This is a genomic window from Mucilaginibacter sp. CAU 1740 (genome assembly GCF_039839285.1).
Classification (GTDB): Bacteria; Bacteroidota; Bacteroidia; order Sphingobacteriales; family Sphingobacteriaceae; genus Mucilaginibacter.
Genome location: NZ_JBDOQS010000003.1, coordinates 346,659 through 362,816 on the forward strand (window position 1 = coordinate 346,659; position 16,158 = coordinate 362,816).

General features: G+C 42.7%; 17 protein-coding genes. 7 read left to right on the forward strand and 10 right to left on the reverse strand.

Annotated elements, in window-relative coordinates:
* The first annotated feature begins 22 nt into the window (after positions 1–22).
* The 5 genes from AAFN85_RS09020 to AAFN85_RS09040 all read left to right on the forward strand — a co-directional run bounded on the left by AAFN85_RS09020 (position 23) and on the right by AAFN85_RS09040 (position 2,943).
* Complete coding sequence (locus AAFN85_RS09020; protein WP_347526827.1) at positions 23–604, forward strand: LemA family protein; 582 nt, start codon at positions 23–25, stop codon at positions 602–604.
* A 118-nt stretch (positions 605–722) separates the two neighbouring features.
* The gene (locus AAFN85_RS09025; protein WP_347526829.1) at positions 723–1,157 is read left to right on the forward strand and encodes a TPM domain-containing protein; all 435 of its coding nucleotides are present in this window, start codon (positions 723–725) and stop codon (positions 1,155–1,157) included.
* A gap of 3 nt (positions 1,158–1,160) precedes the next feature.
* Positions 1,161–1,961, forward strand: a complete 801-nt coding sequence (locus AAFN85_RS09030; RefSeq protein ID WP_347526830.1) for a TPM domain-containing protein — start codon at positions 1,161–1,163, stop codon at positions 1,959–1,961.
* A 33-nt stretch (positions 1,962–1,994) separates the two neighbouring features.
* A complete protein-coding gene (locus AAFN85_RS09035) occupies positions 1,995–2,399 on the forward strand; it encodes a hypothetical protein (RefSeq protein WP_347526831.1) in 405 nt (134 codons plus the stop codon).
* Entirely contained in the window at positions 2,392–2,943 is a 552-nt protein-coding gene (locus tag AAFN85_RS09040; RefSeq protein ID WP_347526832.1) for an NUDIX hydrolase, read from the forward strand. Before AAFN85_RS09035 ends, AAFN85_RS09040 begins: the two co-directional genes overlap by 8 nt.
* Before the next feature lie 118 nt (positions 2,944–3,061).
* On the opposite strand, the gene AAFN85_RS09045 is transcribed toward AAFN85_RS09040, so the two are convergent.
* The 6 genes from AAFN85_RS09045 to AAFN85_RS09070 all read right to left on the reverse strand — a co-directional run bounded on the left by AAFN85_RS09045 (position 3,062) and on the right by AAFN85_RS09070 (position 10,443).
* Positions 3,062–3,517, reverse strand: coding sequence for a nuclear transport factor 2 family protein (locus tag AAFN85_RS09045; protein ID WP_347526833.1), 456 nt, complete (start codon positions 3,515–3,517; stop codon positions 3,062–3,064).
* 116 nt (positions 3,518–3,633) lie between these two features.
* The gene (locus AAFN85_RS09050; RefSeq protein WP_347526834.1) at positions 3,634–4,008 is read right to left on the reverse strand and encodes a hypothetical protein; all 375 of its coding nucleotides are present in this window, start codon (positions 4,006–4,008) and stop codon (positions 3,634–3,636) included.
* A gap of 68 nt (positions 4,009–4,076) precedes the next feature.
* A complete protein-coding gene (locus tag AAFN85_RS09055; RefSeq protein WP_347526835.1) occupies positions 4,077–6,386 on the reverse strand; it encodes a DUF6263 family protein in 2,310 nt (769 codons plus the stop codon).
* Positions 6,387–6,495: 109 nt separating this feature from the next.
* Entirely contained in the window at positions 6,496–7,920 is a 1,425-nt protein-coding gene (dnaA, locus tag AAFN85_RS09060; RefSeq protein ID WP_347526837.1) for a chromosomal replication initiator protein DnaA, read from the reverse strand.
* A gap of 438 nt (positions 7,921–8,358) precedes the next feature.
* On the reverse strand, positions 8,359–9,906 hold the full coding sequence (locus AAFN85_RS09065; protein WP_347526838.1) for a methylmalonyl-CoA mutase family protein: 1,548 nt from the start codon (positions 9,904–9,906) through the stop codon (positions 8,359–8,361).
* A gap of 6 nt (positions 9,907–9,912) precedes the next feature.
* On the reverse strand, positions 9,913–10,443 hold the full coding sequence (locus AAFN85_RS09070) for a hypothetical protein (RefSeq protein WP_347526839.1): 531 nt from the start codon (positions 10,441–10,443) through the stop codon (positions 9,913–9,915).
* 90 nt (positions 10,444–10,533) lie between these two features.
* Here AAFN85_RS09070 and AAFN85_RS09075 point away from each other — a divergent pair, with 90 nt between their 5' ends.
* A complete protein-coding gene (locus AAFN85_RS09075) occupies positions 10,534–10,881 on the forward strand; it encodes an iron-sulfur cluster assembly accessory protein (protein ID WP_347526840.1) in 348 nt (115 codons plus the stop codon).
* 75 nt (positions 10,882–10,956) lie between these two features.
* Here AAFN85_RS09075 and AAFN85_RS09080 read toward each other — a convergent pair whose 3' ends face one another.
* Positions 10,957–11,757, reverse strand: a complete 801-nt coding sequence (locus AAFN85_RS09080) for a TlpA disulfide reductase family protein (protein WP_347526841.1) — start codon at positions 11,755–11,757, stop codon at positions 10,957–10,959.
* Positions 11,758–11,941: 184 nt separating this feature from the next.
* Between AAFN85_RS09080 and AAFN85_RS09085 the strand changes: the two genes are divergently transcribed.
* The gene (locus tag AAFN85_RS09085) at positions 11,942–13,183 is read left to right on the forward strand and encodes an ABC transporter permease (protein ID WP_347526842.1); all 1,242 of its coding nucleotides are present in this window, start codon (positions 11,942–11,944) and stop codon (positions 13,181–13,183) included.
* A gap of 90 nt (positions 13,184–13,273) precedes the next feature.
* Here AAFN85_RS09085 and AAFN85_RS09090 read toward each other — a convergent pair whose 3' ends face one another.
* From AAFN85_RS09090 to galE, 3 genes are read right to left on the reverse strand one after another with little or no spacing between them, the layout of a single operon-like run.
* Positions 13,274–14,014, reverse strand: a complete 741-nt coding sequence (locus tag AAFN85_RS09090) for a CpsB/CapC family capsule biosynthesis tyrosine phosphatase (RefSeq protein ID WP_347526843.1) — start codon at positions 14,012–14,014, stop codon at positions 13,274–13,276.
* Positions 14,015–14,017: 3 nt separating this feature from the next.
* On the reverse strand, positions 14,018–15,070 hold the full coding sequence (gene rfbB, locus AAFN85_RS09095) for a dTDP-glucose 4,6-dehydratase (RefSeq protein WP_347526844.1): 1,053 nt from the start codon (positions 15,068–15,070) through the stop codon (positions 14,018–14,020).
* Positions 15,071–15,095: 25 nt separating this feature from the next.
* Positions 15,096–16,118 carry a UDP-glucose 4-epimerase GalE gene (gene galE / locus AAFN85_RS09100; RefSeq protein WP_347527114.1) on the reverse strand — a complete coding sequence of 341 codons (1,023 nt, stop codon included), beginning with the start codon at positions 16,116–16,118 and terminating at the stop codon, positions 15,096–15,098.
* Positions 16,119–16,158: the final 40 nt, after the last annotated feature.

Consider the following 16,158-nt stretch of genomic DNA (forward strand, 5'->3'; position numbering starts at 1 on the left):
TCACAAAAACAAAGAAAAACAAATGAAAAAGTTACTTTCTGTAATCTTAGTTATAGTAGCGGCCATGTCATTAAGTTCGTGCAGCTACAACAGCATGGTTAAGCTTGATGAAACCGTTAAAGCAAAATGGGGCGCAGTACAAAGCGACTATCAACGCCGCAGCGATTTGATCCCTAACCTGGTAAACACAGTAAAAGGTGCTGCCAATTTTGAAAAAGGTACATTAGCCGCTGTAGTTGAGGCGCGTGCCAAAGCAACCTCAGTACAGGTTGATCCAACCAAGCTTACTCCCGAATCGATCAAAGCGTTCCAGGCTTCACAAGGCGAACTGTCAACAGCTTTAGGAAAATTGATCTCAATCACAGAAAACTATCCTGATCTGAAATCGAATTCCAACTTCCAAAACTTACAGGTTCAGCTGGAAGGTACTGAAAACAGGATCAATGTATCGCGCAAAGATTTTAACGATGCCGTACAGGAATACAACAGCAAGATCCGCTCGTTCCCTGCCAATTTAACAGCTAAAATGTTCGGTTTTTCCGAAAAAGGATACTTCACTGCCGAGCCGGGTGCAGACAAAGCGCCTAAGGTGGAGTTCAATTAGTGAATTAGTGATGGATTGAATTAGTGAATTATAAAACTATACAATAAGCTAATTCGATCTCTCACTAAAAGCATTCAATTCACCAAATCACTAATTCAATAATTCACTAACTAAAAAAATGGCTGTATTTAACGAAGATGAACAGCAGCGCATTCGCCAGGGCATTGAGCAGGCCGAAAGCCGCTCATCGGGCGAGATCAGGGTGTGCATCGAAAAGCGTTGCAGCGAGGAAGTGCTTGATCGTGCTGCCAAATATTTCCAGCAGCTTAATATGCACAAAACCAGGCTGCGTCATGGCGTGCTGATATATGTGGCTACGGTCGACAGGAAATTTGCCATTATAGGCGATGCTGGCATTAATGCCGTTGTACCCGAAAACTTTTGGGATAGCACCCGCGACGAGATGCTGCAGCATTTTAAGTACGGCGATATTGTTGAAGGCATTATTACCGGCCTCAAAATTGCCGGTGAACAGCTGCAAAAATATTTCCCGCACCAGGATGGCGACCAAAACGAACTGCCCGATGATATCGCTTTTATGGATGGCGATTAAAAAATGAAAAACATGTTTAAAAAGATCATATTTTCTTTGGGATTGGTGCTATGCACCTTGCTGGCATTTGCCCAGGATTTCCCCCAACGATCAAATACCCTGGTTACCGATTATACCAACACGCTAAGCCCTGATAATAAACTACAACTGGAAAGTAAGTTGGTGGCTTATAACGATTCTACCTCTACGCAAATAGCGGTGGTGATCATGAAATCGACAGGTGACTACGATATTAATGACTACGCCCAGCAACTATTGCGCAAATGGGGCATTGGCCAAAAAGATAAAAACAACGGTATCCTGGTACTGGTTGCAGTGGGCGACCGCAAGGTATCTATCCAAACCGGATATGGTGCCGAAGGCGCTGTTCCGGATATACTTACCCAGCAAATAATACAAAACGATTTTAAGCCCCACTTTAAACAAGGCGATTACTACGGCGGACTTGATGCCGGTACCACCAACATCATGAAAGCCATGAAGGGTGAGTACAAGGCCGAAAAGAAGCCCAGCAAACAAGGCAATGGCGGCGCATCGGGTTTTATCATACTCATCATAGTGGTGGTAATACTTGCCCTGGTATTTCGCAGGAGAGGCGGCGGTGGCGGCGGACAGATCATCGGTCGTCGTGGTGGCGCAAGCCCATTCTGGTGGTTTATGGCCGGTAATATGCTTGGCGGCAGTAGCCGCGGAGGCAGCGATTGGGGTGGCTTCTCTGGAGGCGGCGATAGTGGTGGCGGAGGTGGTTTCGGCGGCTTTGGCGGCGGAAGTGGCGGTGGCGGCGGAAGCAGTGGCAGCTGGTAACCTTGATCCATTATTTAACCTAAGTCAAGCTTTATGCAAAAAGACTTTATATTAAGAGAGATCGAAAAGATCGTCTATTCCATCACCAGGCTTGCAGGCTTCAAAAACGCCACAAACCCTGAAGCATTTGATCAGTATGCTGATCAAATGCTTCAGGAGGAATACGATATTAACCTTCCGGCCTTGCTTGAACTAAGCACCGACGATTTCGAGCTTTTGCTTGACGACCGAAACTATTCGCCCGAAAAACTGGACGCCCTGGCGCAATTACTCTATATGTATTATGAGCCATTCGTTGTTAACGATGAAACATTAATCGGTTTACAAAAGATCATCTCTATATTTAACCGCCTGGAGAAAAGGCATCACCGGACCTCGTTCGAAAACATCAATAAACGCGATACTATCTATCAGTTCCTTAAAGAAAACTATGAATAAAGACCTCACCTGGAAACTACTATCATCATCATACATACACAAAGGCCCCTGGGCTACCCTACGCATTGATAAATGCGAAATGCCCAGTGGTAAAATAGTTGAAGATTATTATGTATTAGAATATTCGAGCTGGGTTAACGCCGTAGCCATCACCGAAGATAACAAGGTGTTAATGGTAAAACAGTACCGCCATGCCGCCGGCGTGATCTCGCTCGAAATTCCGGGCGGCGTTGTTGATCCGGGTGAAGACGCGTTAACAGCCATCCGTCGCGAATTATTGGAAGAGACAGGCTACCAGTTTGATGAGTTCGAACTGATCTGTACCGTGTACGGCAACCCTTCAACCGCCAACAACCAAACGTTCACCTACTTTACCAAAGGCGGTAAAAAGGTACAAGGCCAACACCTTGATGAGCATGAAGAGTTGATTGTTGAAGAATACACCATTGAAGAAGTAAAGCAATTGCTGCTTGATAATAAAATAACACAAGCCATGCATTGCGCGGGGTTATTTTATGGGATGATGAAGCTGGGGGTGTTGTAAAGGAAACATCATAAAAAAACGTCATTGCGAGGTACGAAGCAATCCCCGACTTACAGAGCCGCTCTGCATAGTTCGCGATTGCTTCGTACCTCGCAATGACGTTTTGCTTTAAAAAGCATTACTCTGAGCAATTATCCTTACGCCTGGTATCTACAATATAAATGATCTTCCAGCCCTCCGCTGTTTTCATCAGTTGGAAAACATCCACCCCGCAGTGGCTGTACTTGTCATCCAAATAAAATTTATACGGTGCCCAAACGCTGGCCAATGGGCCATCAATTTTAATATCGCCGAAGGTTACACGTTCATCGTACACACCTTTGTGCGGCGTGCCAACCAGCTTTATAAAATCATCCGGGTTTTCAATTTCTAAAGCGGTTGAGCCATCTTTTTTAGTTGCAACGCTATGGAAAGCTATGCCCTTGGCAAAGGTGGAACGCAGCATGGTGCTATCGCCTTTACGCATGGCAGTAAACATGGTATTGATAGTTTGCTTAATGGCATCCTGTTCGGTTTGCTGAGCGAAGGATCTTAACGATAGCAGGATCAAGGCGACGGCGATCAGTTTTTTCATATCTAAATATAAATCAAATACATCAATACCAATAGGTGCCAATCACTAATTTGCCTAGCGAATATTTATTAGCATCAAACTTTGCCATCACCAGCAAAGCAGTTAATGTCGCTTAACTAAAATATTAGCCTTCCCTTCGAAAAGCTATAATTGTCGTCTATCTTCAACATTACTTCCTTCCCGTAAGCAGGCTCGTAGCAATACTTAGTTTGAATGTAGATTTCTTTGTCATCTATCTTTTTTCCATCTACCCGGTACAGGTCTTTAGCTACCTTGGTTATTTTAACTACATATTTTCCATCGTGCAGTTGTTGTTTTACGAGTATCAACTTGGTTTCGGATATTTCTTCATCAGTATTTAACGAATATGTATTGCGAGGTGTTTCCAGGGGCTTGAAAAAGGCAACAACCTCGTAATCTGAACGCTTAAGAGAGGTTAACAATGGTAGCACTGCCACAGCGAGCAACAGGATCAGAATTTTAGACTTCATAACGTTAAAAAACAGGTTTACAGTAATTATAATTTAAGGTTAGATATTAAACAACGCCGTTTTTGGGGTTAGTTGTTACTTGCAGGATAAAAGTCTTTCAACTTTTCAACTATAGCATGCCAGTCGTCGCCAAACTTCAGTTTCATCATTTTACCATTTGGGGCTATTAAAACCTTGAAAGGATAACCTGTAACACCATACTGTTTTTCGATATCTCCATTGGCCATAGCAGCTGTAATATCAAAGTTATTTCGCTGCAGGTACGCGCTTACTTTATTTTTAGTATCAGAGCAGGCCACACTCAAAAACTTCACACCTTTAAATTTATCCTCTTTCAGTTCCTGGTTAAAGCGGTTAAGCTCGGGCATTTCGGCGCAGCAGGGACTACACCAGGTTCCCCAAAAATCAAGCATTAGCCATTTATTTTTAAAATCGGATAATGAATGTTTATTATCCTTGATATCGGTAAGCGCAAAATCGGGCGCGGGCAACCAGTTTTCAATTACGTTTTCTCTAAAAAAAACCTCAAAGTTCTGATCCGGATAATTCGCCTTGTAAATATCACGCACCTCGTCTATTGTTGTTGGATCATTGGTTAACTGCTCGGCTAATAACTTAGAAGCCTGAGCTTTGTTATCCTTGTTTTTCAGTACCTCCCGGATAAAATCAGTACGATAGTTTTCTTTTGAATTGAGAAAAAAATGATCGTAAAAGCTACTCCAAACCTTTCGCTCGTTTTGCTTTGGCGAATTATAGGCAGCCCTTGCCAGATAACTAAATGCCAATACCGAATCAGTTTTCAGCGCATTTTGATATTTAACATAATAGGCATAGGTCAAAATATTTTTATGCGCCAACCTTTCTTTATTGAGCGTATCATTAGCAAGCTTCTCCAAAGTATTAATAGTTTGATCAAGTAATTTGTTAGCCTCCGAGGTATGCGTAGTTTCTGCCAACATTTTGTAAACCATTAATGCATACCGCTCGCCGTGACTGCCGGCTTTTATTTCGGCTTCGCCCATATTTAAAAACCGCTTACCCGCTGCCAGCAAAACGGCATCATCATTTTTATGGTTTAAAGCATTTACCCAGGTGTAAAGCGCGTCTGTTTTTTGATGCATCAGTGGGTTTTGTTCATTATGCATTAACAATAAAATCTTCATCGAATTATTTCTAATCTCTACCCGGCGTTCGCTTTGTTCGGCTCCCTGTAACTCAACAAAATTTTGCGCAAAGAACAGGTGTATTTGCTCATCAAACATTTTGGTTTTATGCAAATACTTCAAGATCTGCAAAGCAGAATCGGGGGCCAACTGCCCGTTCGAAAATTTGTTGGCCAGGTGGATCTCACTTTTTTTGATAAGATAGTTTGGCGTAATATTTAATAAGCCATCGTAAAAGTTCAGGCTGCCGGTTCTATCTATATGTTGATAATTAGTGAGCTTGGCCATGGTATAATAAGGGTCGTTTTTAAAAAGGCCATCCCGCTCCCTAAAATACTTCAATACTTTCGAGCTATCGACAGGGCTATTTAAAGCAAGTTTATTAGAAAGCGAACCTTCGCTTGCTAAAGCCATATTGATCCACGCGGTATCAATGCCATATTGCCTTGCCCCATAAGCTACCTGTTGCTGATAGGCGTATTCAGGAAGAGCAGCTTTCACCTTACTATTTTGAACAGCAGTTGAATATTGCAGCTTTTCTGCCAAACCAGTCACTTCGTTAAAAACGGCCGAACCGATAAACGCCGGTTCCTTTGCACTATTAATGGCCAGGTAAAGCAATTGTCCGTTAATAGCATTCACTTTATAACTAAACTTGCCAGTGGTCCAACTGCTCTGGTAGCCGATACTTTGCGCAGGTAATACCGGAAAAACCTGCTCCAATATTTTCTTCGGGAACTCTTCAGCAAAGTGTTTTAAAAAATCATTCGCGTTTTCATTAAATCCGATATTTTTTTCGGCCTGCTTTAAAACAGCATCAATCCCGGTTATATTCAACACCTCCCCTTTGGCATTTACAGTAATACCTAAAGGCTGGTGAAGTAATACCATAGGCAACGTAACAGACCAGTTGCTAAAAGTTAAATTACGGAGGCTATCGGTATTAAACCGGTAATTAGCCAATGGGTATTTGGGGCTTTTAAAATTGATAATTACACGTACCAATTTGGTTTCGAGTATTGTATTACCATCGCTTTTTCCGGTAACCTTAAAAGCAAAAACGTATTGGTTATCTTCGTTGCGTTCGGCATTGTTAACTTTTTCGTGAACGGCAACTTCAAACTCCTTCCCTTTTTCAAGCGAAACAGATTGAGCATAGGTATTAAAAAAGCAAAAAGACAGGAATGAAAGTAATAGCAGGTTTAGTTTTTTCATATAAGGTTCAGATGTATTGGAGTTATTAAAGTTACATTTAAAACCTTATTAAACAAAAAAGGCCGATTCAATGAACCGGCCTTTAACAATTTTTAACCCAGAGCAAAACTTAGCTCATTTTCAATTTCTTCTGAATGTCGGCAACGTAGCCTTTAAATTTCTTATCAGTATCAATTAAATCCTCAACTGTTTGGCAAGCGTAGATCACGGTAGAGTGATCGCGGCCGCCGAAGAAGTGACCGATTGATTTAAGCGAACTTTTAGTGTGCGCTTTGGCCAGGTACATTGAAATTTGACGGGCCTGCACAATTTCGCGTTTGCGGGTTTGTGATTTAACCATCTCGATTGGCACTTCAAAGTACTCGCAAACCAGGCTCTGGATGTACTCCATCGAAATTTCTTTAGATGAGTTTTTCACAAAGTTTTTCAACATTTGTTTAGCCAGGTTCAGGTCTATCTCTTTACGGTTAAGGGTTGATTGTGCCAGTAGTGATACCATGGCACCTTCCAACTCACGTACGTTGTTATCAATGTTGTGGGCTACGTATTCAACCACATCGTTTGATAGTTCGATACCGTCCTGGTAAATTTTGTTTTTCAGGATGGCCATACGGGTTTCCAGGTCAGGGATCTGCAGATCGGCAGATAGACCCCATTTAAATCTTGAAAGCAAACGTTCTTCCAAACCAGCCAGATCTTTAGGCGCTTTATCTGATGTAATGATCAGCTGTTTGCCTGATTGATGCAGGTGGTTAAAAATGTGGAAGAAGAAATCCTGAGTTTTCTCTTTACCGGCAAAGTTGTGCACATCATCCATGATCAACACATCAATGGCTTGGTAAAAGTTCACGAAATCATTAATGTTGTTGTGCTTCAGGGCATCAACAAATTGCTGTGTAAATTTCTCGCACGATACATACAGCACCAGCTTATCGGGCAGGGTGCGTTTAATTTCGTTACCGATGGCCTGTGCCAGGTGGGTTTTGCCCAAACCTACGCCACCATAAATCATTAACGGGTTAAATGAAGTACCACCCGGTTTGGCAGCAACCGCGTATCCGGCCGAACGGGCCAAACGGTTGCAATCGCCTTCAACAAAATTTTCGAAGGTGTAGTTACGGTTAAGTTGCGGATCAACGTTCAACTTTTTGAGGCCGGGTATAACAAATGGATTTTTAATGTCCTTGTTAATAGAAATAGGTATCGGCATACTCTGATGTTTTGAATCAGCGCCATTTCCGTTTGAAGGCATATTAGTTGTATATGGTTTAGTTGATGATTGCTCAACAACTATATTATATTCCAAACGCCCTTCATCGCCCAATTGTTTCTTAATTGTTTTGCGCAGTAACCCTACATAGTGCTCTTCAAGCCACTCGTAAAAGAATAAACTTGGCACCTGTATGGTTAATACGCTCCCCTCCATCCTCAAAGCTTTTATCGGCTCAAACCAGGTTTTAAAGCTCTGGGCCGGTATGTTGTCTTTGATGATCTGAAGGCAGCTATTCCAAACGTTCGTACAAGTTTTTTCCATATAGATAAAAGTAAAATATTGATTTCCAACCCCCAGCGAAACAAACTTTGGCCCTGCTACGGAACATCGAATATTGCCAAAAAAAGCTTATAAAAAAATTAAATTTTCACTTTTTTAACATTTCGCTTTTTATTAACAATTTCACTTTTTCGATGAAAAATCCGTATATGCGCCTGTGTAAGCATTGAAAAAACCGCAATGCAATTATTTCATAATTAAATTTTTTTCTTTCTGAAATTTCCAAAAAAATCTGAAGAAAAATAAGCGCGTCAACCCTTAGTTATACGCCTAAACGAGGGCAATTGTTGAGCCGCTGAAAGCTCAAAATCACAAACCAAAAAGTAACCTTCTGGTTTTGTGACCTATAAAATTTTTCTTTATTTTTTTTTGATTTTGTGGTTCCCGACCCGGCAATGCTCCCGCTACCACAGTGTGATGCTAATACTCCCCGAAAACTCCGCGCAAAACATCCGATATCTCGCCCAGGGTTGCATAGCTTTCCACCGAAGTTACAATAAAAGGCATTAAGTTTTCCGTTCCGGCGGCTGCTATTCGTAAAAGGTTTAAGTTATTTTTCACGACGAAATTATCCCGCTCTTTTTTCAATGTGGATATCTTTTCAGATTGTGAATAACGAATGCTATCATCAACCCTAAATACATTTTCGGGAGCAGGTTCCTGCTGGGTAAACTTATTAACGCCTACAATTACCTTTTCGCCGCTTTCTATTTCCTGTTGATAACGGTACGCTGCGGCAGCGATCTCCTGTTGAATGTAATCCTGCTCAATGGCCTTTACCGCGCCCCCCATGGCATCTATCTTATCTATATATAATTGCGCGGCAGCTTCGATCTCATCCGTTAGCGCTTCTATAAAATAGGATCCCGCCAGTGGATCTACGGTATCAGTAACACCGCTTTCAAAAGCGATGATCTGCTGGGTGCGCAGGGCTATTTTTGCGGCGGCTTCTGTTGGCAGAGAAAGCGCCTCGTCGTACCCATTGGTGTGCAAGGATTGCGTACCGCCTAATACAGCGGCCATAGCCTGGTTACTTACACGTATTATATTATTGAGGGGTTGTTGAGCTGTAAGTGTGGAGCCACCTGTTTGGGTATGAAAACGAAGCTTTTGCGCGCCGATGTCGGTAGCGCCTAACTCTTTAGTAATGTGCGCCCACATCCTTCGCGCTGCCCTGAACTTGGCTATCTCCTCAAAAAAATTACTATGACAATTAAAAAAGAAAGACAGGCGCTTGGCGAACACATTAATATCTAACCCTTTTTCCAACGCCGCTTTTAAATAGGCTTTACCATTAGCTAACGTGAAGGCCAGTTCCTGTACCGCGGTCGATCCTGCTTCGCGGATATGATAGCCTGAGATAGATATGGTATTCCATTTAGGCACTTCCTTGCTGCAATACTCAAACACATCGGTAATGAGTCGCATGGATGGCGCGGGGGGATATATATAAGTACCGCGGGCGGCGTACTCCTTTAATATATCGTTTTGAATAGTGCCGGAGATCTGCGTCATATCTGCCCCTTGTTTTTTTGCTAACGCGATGTACATGGCCAGCAAAATGGCAGCCGTGGCATTGATGGTCATGGAGGTGGTAATATCCTGTAGTTTGATCCCATTAAAAAGCACCTCCATATCTTTTAGCGAGTCGATAGCTACACCTACTTTGCCAACCTCACCTTCGGCAAGGGCATGGTCAGAGTCATAACCTATTTGGGTGGGTAGATCAAAAGCTACCGAAAGCCCATTGGTTCCCTGGCTTAGCAGGTAGTGATAGCGTTTGTTCGATTCCTCGGCGGTTGAAAAACCGGCGTACTGGCGCATGGTCCAGGGTTTGCCGCGATACATATCCTTTTGGATTCCCCGGGTAAAGGGAAACTCGCCGGGTTGCTCGTTCATACCGGAAGGTTCGGTGTAAACCTCCTTTATTTCGATACCCGATGTGGTAATGATCTTTTTGCCGGCCATCTCAGCTTAATATAATTCTTCCATATCTCGCCTGATCAAACCTAAAGCCACATCATAAGGATTATCTTCCAGTTTGCTCAGGTGCACAAGGATAGTTTTACTCAAATCAAGCGCCGAGGTGCCTGGCGGCAAGGCCTGCACCGCGCTATTGATCATATTAATGGTATCATCCTTAACCCTTTTTACAACGGCCCATACCGGCGCGCTTACATAAATTTGCTGGGTAATATTGTGCTGAAACTCGTTACGCACTTCATTAATAATAATAGCCTGCAATTCGGCAGCGCTATCGGCGGATCCGTTCAGGCGGATCAGCAAACTTGCAGGGTTAACCCTTTCAATAAAAAGTACAACCCTTTCATAGGCCTGCAAGCGCAGAGGCAGGGTTTGATTACTGATGGTCCGTTTTAACTCCAATAGCTGGATACTTTCGGATTTATCGAGATAGGGTTTAAACAGGTAAAAGGCGATGTAAACCACACCTAAACCAGAAACCGTGTACTTTAAAATATCAAACAAAAAAGGTAGAGCAAGCATATTTATAATGTTATACCGGGGTCATAAAATTATGACACTAACAAAAATCTGCATTTTACGTTATATTTGTGTAGAATAAATAAAAATAAGATGAGTATAGCTGTTGAAACTGCACCTGTTAGCTTTACCCCTGGCGCGGTGAAAGAACTTTTTAAATTGCGCGATCAGCAAGAGATAAACGACGAATTTGGTTTACGTGTTGGCGTTGAAGGCGGTGGCTGTTCGGGCATGAACTATATTTTAGGCTTCGACATGAAAAAAGACGGAGACCAGGAATACTATATCAATGACATCAAAGTGTTTATGCACAAAGCCCACGGCATGTACCTCGCCGGCATGCAGATCGATTACCAGGACGGCTTAAACGCCCGTGGTTTCACTTTCAACAACCCTAATGCTGCAAGCACTTGTGGCTGCGGTACATCGTTCTCGGTTTAAATACAACCGGTAAAATATTAAAAAAGGCCGTTTTATGATTTGCATAAAACGGCCTTTTTATTTATATTGATTCTGTTATTTCAGGCTTTCGTCAATCGTCTTCTTCATCCAGATAGGCGCATTAGGTGCAAATCCTACAGTATGGAACGCCACTTTCCCTTCTTTATCCAATATTACGCTGGTTGGGTAAAGGTGTATTTTATAATTGTTGGCTATATCGCGGCCATTATCTATAATATCATAATTAAACGCGGTTGTTTTCAGAAACTTTCTGAGCTCGTAACTATAATCGAGCGCTATGGCCAGGAAAACAACATTCGGATTGTCTTTATAAGTATCAACCAACTTATTCAGTTCCGGGATTTCCTGCATACATGCCGGGCAGTTTATAAACCAAAAGTTAAGCACTACTACTTTTCCACGCAGCTCTTTTAGTTTTATTTTATTATTGTTGAGATCGCGGGTATTGAAAGTCTCCATTTCTTCACCGGTGGTAAAATAGGTCGATTCTTCTGGTTTTGGTAATGACGCCAGCATTTGCTCTCTTAGCTCTTCGGCAGAAAATCGCTTTTGCGATTCGGGTTCTGCCTGGGCCGGCTCCTCCGTTGTATAACTAACTTGTTTATAGCCTTTTTTTCTTACAACAAAAGATGGAACAGCATCTTCAACATTTTCAGGAAATAAAACATATTGCCTTGTACGCATCAGCGCGGTCCATTCCTTGTATTCAAGCCTTTTCCCGGTCGAATCTTTCACTACCGATTTTTGGTCGATGCTAAAAGTACGCGTGACAACAGAACTGGGTTTCGGCGCATCCTGGGCACGCAGATGAATGCTAAATAATACACACAGAAGGCAGAGATAGATATATTTCATGATATCGGATTAGATCTATCCAAATATAATATACCCGTAGCAATATATATATATATATATATATAACAAATAAGCAATATTATTTACCTGTAAACAAACGTGGTATCTAAAAATTAACTTACCTACCCCTGTAACAAACCGACACATTACATAGTCAAAGCGCTAAGTTTTTTATATTTATACCATGCCGGTAAAAACCTCCTACAAAGAAAATATTTCGATAGCCCTGCAATCAATAGCCGGCAACCGTTTGCGTACAGCGCTAACCGCACTGATCATCGCTATCGGCATTATGGCGCTGGTAGGAATTTTAACAGCGATAGAAGGGATCAGGCAGTTTACCAACGATGCCTTTGCCGATCTGGGTGCCAATACCTTCACCCTGCAAAACCGGGGCGAAGGGCTTAACTTTGGCAACGGCGGCCACCGCAAGGTATATCCGGCCATAACTTATGATCAGGCCGTTCGCTTTAAAAACAACTTTAAACTGCCCGTAGTTACCGCCATTAATTTAGATGTAACAGGTACAGCGGTAGCCAAATACGGCAATCAAAAAACCAATCCAAATATCTACATCAGTGGTTCGAACGAAAATTATTTATCAACCGCGGGCAAGAAGCTTTCCTTCGGCCGTAACTTTTCGGCCTCCGAACTGGAACACGGCTCGAACGTGGTGATCATAGGCGATGAGATCAAAAAGAAGTTATTTAAAACTGAAGACCCGATCAATAAATCAGTATATCTCGGCACCGATAAATTCAGGATCATTGGCGTATTCGCGTCGAAAGGGTCAAGCTCTTTTGGCGGAGGTGATAAGTTTTGCGTTATCCCGGTACTTAAGGCCAAGCAAATAGATAGTACCAAAAACGCGTCGTTCACCATCACCTTAAAAGTAGCCACCCCAGCAGCATTGGATGCCACCATTGGCGAGGCCACTTCCCTGTTCAGAAATGTGCGCGGCTTAAACGTAGTTAACCAGGATAATTTTGAAATAACGCGCAGCGACTCGATCCAGAAAGAATTATCGGGCCAGCTTGCAGGTATCACTGTTGCAGGTTTTGCCATTGGGATCATTACGCTTATTGGCGCTGCCATTGGCCTCATGAATATTATGCTGGTATCAGTAACCGAGCGCACCCGCGAGATTGGCGTACGCAAGGCCATCGGCGCTACGCCAGCAATCATTCGTAAACAGTTTTTGATAGAAGCTATTGTGATTTGCCTTATAGGCGGCGCGGCGGGCATGCTATTGGGTATGGCTGTAGGTAACCTTATAGCGGTACAAATTAGCGGTACGTTTGTGGTACCATGGGGATGGCTGATGTTCGCGGTGATCCTTTGTACTTTTATTGGTTTGATATCAGGATATTACCCTGCTAAAAAAGCGGCTAAACTTGATCCGGTGGAGGCTTTGAGATACGAATAACGAAGCAAAACTGCTATTGCCCACATTACATTATATAATGAAAAAAGGCGCATTAACCGCACCTTTTTTCGTTATATAACGTCTCTCTATTTATAAAAACATCTTATTCTTCAACGGATAGTCCGTCAATAGTTTTTCTATATAACTTGTCCTCAAAGCATCCTCAAAAGCTGCGGCGTGTTTAAGGTGGTGCATATCGCTCGATATAAAATCGATCATATCGTTATCCACCAATGCTTCAGCCATTCTTTTGATCTCTCTGCCATAATAGCCTGTGAGGGATATGGTATTTAACTGAAAATCAAGCCCCCAGCTCCGCAGGTTTTTAAGCGCTTCGATATCAAGATACTGATATCGCTCCGGGTGTGCAAGAATCGGTTTATACCCCTTATCATGAAGCTTTTGAATAACTGTATAAACGTTTGGCGGCTGATTGATGAATGAAAACTCGAACAACACATAATTATCGCCCATGGTCATTATCGGCCCATTATCAACCCGGGCCTCAAAAGTTTCGTCGAAGTAATGCTCGGCGGCGGCTTCAACCGGCACATCAATGCCTTGTTTAGCCAGTTCGGCCTTAAGCAGGGTTAGCGCGTTACCAATGGTTTCGGGCGTATTGCGATAAAAATCGATCATGATGTGAGGCGTAGCGATAAACTTTTTTATCCCTAATGCCATCATTTTTTTGATCAGCTCTACCGATTCCTCAGGCGTTTTTGCACCATCGTCTATCCCTGGCAAAATATGCGAGTGCATATCAACCATGATACTACCGTAGTTAAATTTTGCTTCCCTTACTTCCTTCTTCTTCTTAAAAAGCCCGAACATTTTCTATCTCTCGTTATACTGGTCGTTATAATATTGCTGATAATGGCCCGATGTTACATCGTTCAACCACTCCTCATTGGCCAGGTACCAGTCAACCGTTTTTTCCAGTCCTTCCTCAAAGGTAATGCTTGGCACCCAACCCAACTCATTTTTAAGTTTGGTGGCATCAATAGCATATCTTAGATCATGACCGGCACGGTCTGTTACAAAGGTGATCAGTTTTGCCGATTCGCCTTCTGCCCTGCCCAATTTTTTGTCCAATATACTGCAAAGCAATTTAATCAGGTCAATATTTTTCCATTCGTTATGGCCACCTATGTTATAAGTAGTTCCGGATTTGGCCGTATGGAATATCACATCGATAGCGCGGGCATGGTCTTCAACCCATAACCAATCGCGGATATTCTCCCCTTTACCATATACAGGTACTGGTTTATTTTGTTTGATATTGTTGATTGCCAGCGGGATCAACTTCTCCGGAAAATGGAACGAACCGTAGTTATTTGAGCAGTTGGAGATCACGTTATTAATGCCATAAGTATCCTGGTAAGCACGCACAAAATGATCTGAACTTGCTTTAGATGCTGAGTATGGCGAATGCGGATCATAAGCTGTTTCTTCGGTGAACATGCCATCCTCACCTAAAGTACCATAAACCTCATCGGTTGATACATGGTAAAAACGGGTTTCATCATACTTACCCTTCCAGTTTTGGCGGGCTGCGTTGAGCAGGTTTACGGTACCTACTACGTTGGTCATCACAAACTCGAGCGGATTGGTGATAGAGCGGTCCACATGCGATTCGGCTGCGAGGTGGATCACTGCATCCGGATTTTCTGCAGCGAAAAGCTCATTAATAAAAGCCATATCAACAATATCACCTTTTACAAACTTGTAATTAGGCTCATTTTCAATATCCTTTAAATTGGCCAGGTTGCCTGCGTAGGTAAGTTTATCTAAATTGATGATAGAATAATCGGGATAGTTTTTTACAAACCTCCGTACCACGTGCGATCCGATAAAACCCGCGCCGCCTGTTATAATGATCTTTTTCATTCCGTATCTCTGCTGCTGATATTAATTAAAAAGGATTTGCTGCAATATATTTTTCCCACTCCCAGGCCGATGACATCATTTCGCCAATGCCCAGTTGTGCTGTCCAGCCCAGTTTGGTTGATGATTTGGTAACATCGCCCCAAACCTGCTCCACATCACCTTCGCGACGCGGACCAATTTCGTAGTTCACTTTTACACCTGTAGATTTTTCAAAAGCGTGGATCACTTCCAGTACCGATGTACCATTACCTGTACCCAGGTTAAATACATCATAACCTTTAAAGCTATCCTGCTCGGCAAGTTTAAGCGCAGCAACGTGTGCTTTGGCCAAATCAACTACGTGGATATAATCGCGAACACAGCTGCCATCAGGCGTATTGTAGGTATCGCCAAAAACGGTAATTTTTTCGCGTTTGCCGATAGCGGTTTGGGTGATGAACGGTACCAGGTTTTGCGGAACGCCGATTGGTAACTCGCCAATCAATGCTGATTCGTGCGCGCCAACCGGGTTAAAATATCTTAATGAAATTACTTTGTAACCGGTACCTGAATTTACCATATCAACCAAAATTTCTTCGGCTATTTGTTTGGTATTGCCATAAGGCGATTGCGCTGGCTGCACCGGTGCATTCTCGGTAACAGGCAGTATTTCCGGCTGACCATAAACTGTACAGCTTGATGAAAACACAAAGTTTACAGGCTTGCCATTATAAGCTTCAAGCAGGTTTATCAACGAGTAAAAATTGTTGCGATAGTATTTCATCGGTTTTTTAACCGATTCGCCTACGGCTTTAAATGCCGCGAAGTGAATGATACCGCCAACTTCCGGTTCGGCAGCTGCCAAAGCCAGTACTGCTGCCTCGTCACAAAGATCAACTTTGTGGAAAGCTGGGGTAAAACCTAAAATTTTGGTTAACTGATCCAGAATTTTAGGATCGGAGTTTGAAAGGTCGTCAACAATAATGGGATCGTAGCCGGCATTAACTAATTCAACAACTGTGTGCGAGCCGATGAAGCCCATGCCGCCTGTAACTAAAATCTTCATAATGGTAATGTGTGTATAAAGCAAGTCCCCTTAGGTGAAGGGG